Here is a 4550-nt window from a genome sequence, read left to right as displayed (position 1 = left end):
CCCGTGGAGGGTTCGAAACGCGCAAGTTATTTCATTTCGACTCCATAGCTGCAGGGATACTATTCTCGAATGTTCCCGCCAGTGCGCCGAAATCCGCGCGAGACGACCGCCCCAGCTGTCGGCCCCACGACCGATCCGCGCGCCTGGCCGTTCCATCATGAGGCCGCCGGGACGCTCGGCCCAACACCACACCGTCATTGTGCCGGGAGGTCGACATGCCTTTGGTGACCCTGGAAGGCGTCGGGAAGTCGTTCGGCGACAACCGGGTCCTAGCCGACGTCGACCTGTCCGTCGAGGCGGGCGAGGTCGTCATCATCATCGGGCCCTCGGGGTCGGGGAAGTCGACCCTGTGCCGCTGCATCAACCAATTGGAAACGATCGACGAGGGCCGGATCCTCTTCGAGGGCCGTCCCCTGCCCACGGAGAGCCATGAGCTCGCCCGGATGCGGTCACGGGTCGGAATGGTATTCCAATCGTTCAACCTCTTCGCGCACAAGACGGTGCTCGAGAACGTCACCCTGGGACCGGTCAAGGTCCTGGGGCACAACCGCCTGCAGGCCCGCGCCCGGGCCCAGGAACTACTGGAACGCGTGGGGATCGCCGACAAGGCGGACCGGTTGCCCCGCCAGCTCTCCGGCGGCCAGCAGCAGCGCGCCGCCATCGCCAGGGCGCTGGCGATGGATCCCGTGCTCATGCTCTTCGACGAACCGACCTCGGCGCTCGACCCAGAGATGATCTCCGAGGTGCTGGACGTGATGAGGTCGCTGGCCACCAGCGGCATGACCATGATCGTCGTCACCCACGAAATGGGATTCGCGCGTTCCGCCGCGGACCGGGTGGCCTTCATGGCGGACGGCCGCATTCTCGAGATCGCCCCGCCGGAGAGTTTCTTCGCCGCGCCGCGGACCGAACGCGCCCGGGACTTCCTGGCCCGGGTCCTGCAGCACTGACCTCCACCGACCCGGCCCAACCGGGCCCGACCCGGTCGCACCCGCCGCCCGCCGCGCCGCCGGCACCCGGAGGCACACCAGAGGCACGTACCACCGGAGGGACGCAGTTCCTCAGGGGGACACACACCACCCGACGCCAGATCACCTGCTCCGGACCCGCGGTCCGGACCACTGCGAGAGGATCGGTCATGCGTACATCGTTCAGCCGGACGCGGCGCCCCGCCGCCGGGCATCTCAACGGGAGCTCAGGCGGGTTGTCACGCGGACGCAGCCGCCACAGGCGCGGCAGCGCGCTCCTCGCCGGCGTGACGCTGCTCGCCGCCCTCGGGCTGAGTGCCTGTGGGAGCGGCGGCGACGACGCCTCGGCACCCACCGCCTCGGTGACCTTCACCGCCGGCACCACCATGGCCCGGCTGCACGACGCTGGAAAGATCATCATCGGGACGAAGTTCGACCAGAACCTGTTCGGGCTGAAGAACCTCAGCGGCCAGCCCGAGGGCTTCGACGTCGAGATCTCGAAGATCGTCACGGATGCCCTGGGCATCCCACGCGACAAGGTCTCCTACGTGGAGACCGTGTCGGCCAACCGTGAACCCTTCATCCAGCAGGGTCGGGTCGACCTCGTGGTGGCCACCTACACAATCAACGACAAACGGAAGAAGGTCGTCGACTTCGCGGGGCCGTACTACGTCTCCGGCCAGTCCATCATGGTCGCGAAGAACAACACCGACATCACCGGCAAGGACACCCTTGCCGGCAAGAAGGTGTGCTCGGTCAGCGGATCCACGCCGGCCGAGAACATCCGCCGGGTGGCGCCCACCGCCCAGCTCGTGCTGTTCGATGTGTACAGCAAGTGCGCCGACGCGTTGAAGAACGGTCAGGTCGACGCGGTCACCACGGACAAGGGCATCCTGCTGGGTCTCGTCGACAAGGACCCCGACGCCTTCAAGGTGGTGGGTGACACCTTCACGAAGGAGCCCTACGGCATCGGCCTCAAGAAGGGTGACGACGCGTTCCGGAACTTCATCAACGACACGCTCGAGGCCGCTTACAAGGACGGGCGCTGGGAGAAGGCGTACACCTCGACCCTCGGCAAGGTGGAGCCGACCGTGCCCACTCCCCCGGCTGCCGACCGATACACGTCCTGATCCGCCAATCATCGCTCGGGGCACGACCGGTCGGCCTCACCCGGGCCGACCGGTCGTCCACCCGCCACCGCCTGAGGGAGGACAGCGATCGACGCCGTCATCGATAACCTCGGCATCTTCGCCGAGGGCTTCCGCCGGACGGTCGGGCTAAGCCTGTTCGCGTCCGTGGCGGCGCTGATCCTCGGTACCGTCCTCGCAGCGATGCGGGTCTCCCCCGTGCCCCCGCTGCGCTGGACCGGCACCGCCTACGTGCAGACGGTCCGCAACACCCCGCTGACCGTCGTGTTCTTCTTCGTGGTGTTCGTCCTGCCGCAGCTGGACATCGTCTTCTCATATTTCACGTTCGCGGTGGTCGCGCTCTCGATTTATCACGCCGCGCTGGTCTGCGAGGCGGTGCGTTCCGGGATCAATGGGGTTGACCTCGGTCAGGCCGAAGCGGCTCGTGCGTTGGGCCTGACCTTCTCCCAGACGCTGCGAATGATCATCCTTCCGCAGGCATTCCGCAACGTGCTGCAACCGCTGGGCAGCGTGGTGAGCGCGCTGATCCGCAACACCTCGATCGCCGCGGCGTTCGGCGTCGAGGAGCTGACCGGCATGGTCCAACGGCTCACGACCGTCAATCCGGATGCGGTGATCGTCGTGCTGCTCGGCGGTGTGGTGGCATACCTGATCCTCACCGCGGTGCTGGCAGCCGGGCTGTCCCTGGCCGAACGACGGGTGGCGAGGGCGCGATGAGCACCGAGATCATCCTGGCCGATCCACCGGGTCCGCGTGGTCGGCGTCGCATCCTGATCGCGCGTGTGGTGGCCGCCGCTGTCCTCGTCGGGCTGGTCACGCTGGCGGTGCTCCGCCTCGCCGACTCCGGCCAGCTCGACGGCAATCGCTGGAGTGTCTTCGTCGATCAACCGGCGCTGCGCACCCTGCTGTGGAACGGGCTGCTCGACACGTTGCGCGCCGCGCTGACCGCGATGCTGTTCGCCTCGGCGGTGGGGACCCTGCTCGCCCTGGCCCGGCTGTCCCAGCGCCGGGCGGTGCGCATCCCGGCCACGCTGCTGGTGGAGCTGTTCCGCAGCCTGCCTGTCCTGATGCTCATCCTGTTCGCCTACCTCGGTCTGCCGGCGCTCGGCTGGCGGCTCTCGGCGTTCTGGGCCCTGGTCATCGGGCTGACCGCCTACAACGGGGCGGTGCTCAGCGAGATCTTCCGCGCCGGGATCCAGTCGGTCGACCGGGGGCAGACGGAGGCCGCGGCGGCGGTCGGGCTGCGGCCGGTCCAGATCTTCCGCCTCATCCAGTTTCCCCAGGCGGTCCGGCGGATGAGCCCGACGCTGGTGAGCCAGCTGGTGACGTTGCTCAAGGACACCTCACTGGGCTACGTCATCGCCTACAGCGAGCTGCTGCGATCGGGACGCAGTGCGGTCGAGTACCTGGGCAGCAGGTACGCCCTGCCCATCTACACCGTCATGGCGGTGATGTACATCGTCACCAACGGGCTGCTGTCGCTGTTGGCCCGATGGCTGGACCGTCGCCAGGACCGCCGCCTCGGCGGCCGCATCCCGGCTCAGCGGGCGGTGCCCACCGCACGGGTCTCGCGCACGACGGTCACCCGGATCTGACCCGGATAGGTGAGCTCCTCCTCGATCTGCCTGGCGACGTCCCGGGCGAGCAGATGGGCGGCGAGATCGTCGACCTCCTCGGGCACGACCATGACACGCACCTCCCGGCCGGCCTGCATGGCGAACACCTTGTCGACACCCGGACGGTCACCGGCGATCTGCTCGATGCGCTCGAGCCGTTTCACATACGACTCCAGGCTGTCGCGGCAGGCGCCAGGCCGGCCACCGGAGATCTGGTCAGCGGCCTGGGTCAGCACCGCGCAGATCGAGCGGGGTGCGACCTCGTTGTGATGGGCCTCGATCGCGTGCACGACCTCCTCGTCCTCACCGTAGCGACGGGCCACCTCCGCCCCGATCAACGCATGAGAGCCCTCGATCTCGTGGGTAAGAGCCTTGCCGAGGTCGTGCAGCAGAGCCGCTCGTTTCGCAAGTGGAAGCGGCATGCGCAGCTCGGCGGCCATGATTCCGGCGAGGTGGGCGCTTTCGATCAGGTGCGCGAGCACGTTCTGGCCGTAGCTGGTTCGGTAACGCAACTGGCCCAGCAGATTGACCAGCTCGGGGTGCATCTCGGAAATGCCGGTCTCGAGCAGGGCGTCCTCGCCCGCCCGCACGCACCGCTCGGTCACCTCGAGCTGGGCGCGGGCGTGCTCCTCCTCGATGCGGTGCGGATGGATCCGGCCGTCGGACACCAGAGCCGCCAGCGTGATGCGACCGACCTCGCGACGCACCGGATCGAAGCAGCTCAGCAGCACCGCCTCGGGCGTGTCGTCGATGAGCACGTTGACCCCGGTGACGGACTCGAAAGCCCGGATGTTGCGTCCCTCCCGCCCGATGATGGC

The 4550-nt window shown here is 68.0% G+C and carries 5 protein-coding genes; 4 read left to right on the top strand and 1 reads right to left on the bottom strand.

All coding sequences use genetic code 11. The features are described 5' to 3' along the window. The first annotated feature begins 215 nt into the window (after positions 1-215). From AC08OU_RS05115 to AC08OU_RS05100, 4 genes are all read left to right on the top strand, one after another. Positions 216-950, top strand: a complete 735-nt coding sequence (locus AC08OU_RS05115) for an amino acid ABC transporter ATP-binding protein (RefSeq protein WP_476599764.1) — start codon at positions 216-218, stop codon at positions 948-950. A 188-nt stretch (positions 951-1138) separates the two neighbouring features. Beyond that, positions 1139-2098, top strand: coding sequence for a glutamate ABC transporter substrate-binding protein (locus tag AC08OU_RS05110; RefSeq protein WP_476599762.1), 960 nt, complete (start codon positions 1139-1141; stop codon positions 2096-2098). 114 nt (positions 2099-2212) lie between these two features. After that, positions 2213-2833, top strand: a complete 621-nt coding sequence (locus AC08OU_RS05105; RefSeq protein WP_476593989.1) for an amino acid ABC transporter permease — start codon at positions 2213-2215, stop codon at positions 2831-2833. Then, positions 2830-3711 carry an amino acid ABC transporter permease gene (locus AC08OU_RS05100; protein WP_476599760.1) on the top strand — a complete coding sequence of 294 codons (882 nt, stop codon included), beginning with the start codon at positions 2830-2832 and terminating at the stop codon, positions 3709-3711. The genes AC08OU_RS05105 and AC08OU_RS05100 overlap by 4 nt, the downstream gene beginning before the upstream one ends. Here the strand turns inward: AC08OU_RS05100 and rny are convergent. After that, a partial coding sequence (rny, locus tag AC08OU_RS05095) for a ribonuclease Y (protein ID WP_476604424.1) occupies positions 3657-4550 on the bottom strand: 894 nt, incomplete at its 5' end. The two genes, AC08OU_RS05100 and rny, sit on opposite strands and share 55 nt — an antisense overlap.

The sequence above is a fragment of the Frankia sp. CcMO1 genome, from assembly GCF_977945845.1.
Note: the sequence above shows the minus strand (reverse complement) of the source record. Positions and strands in the feature narration are given on the sequence as shown.

Coding starts and splice junctions, on each gene's coding strand:
- AC08OU_RS05100 (WP_476599760.1), top strand. CDS start 2,830: ATGAGCACCGAGATCATCCTGGCCGATCCACCGGGTCCGCGTGGTCGG.
- AC08OU_RS05115 (WP_476599764.1), top strand. CDS start 216: ATGCCTTTGGTGACCCTGGAAGGCGTCGGGAAGTCGTTCGGCGACAAC.
- AC08OU_RS05110 (WP_476599762.1), top strand. CDS start 1,139: ATGCGTACATCGTTCAGCCGGACGCGGCGCCCCGCCGCCGGGCATCTC.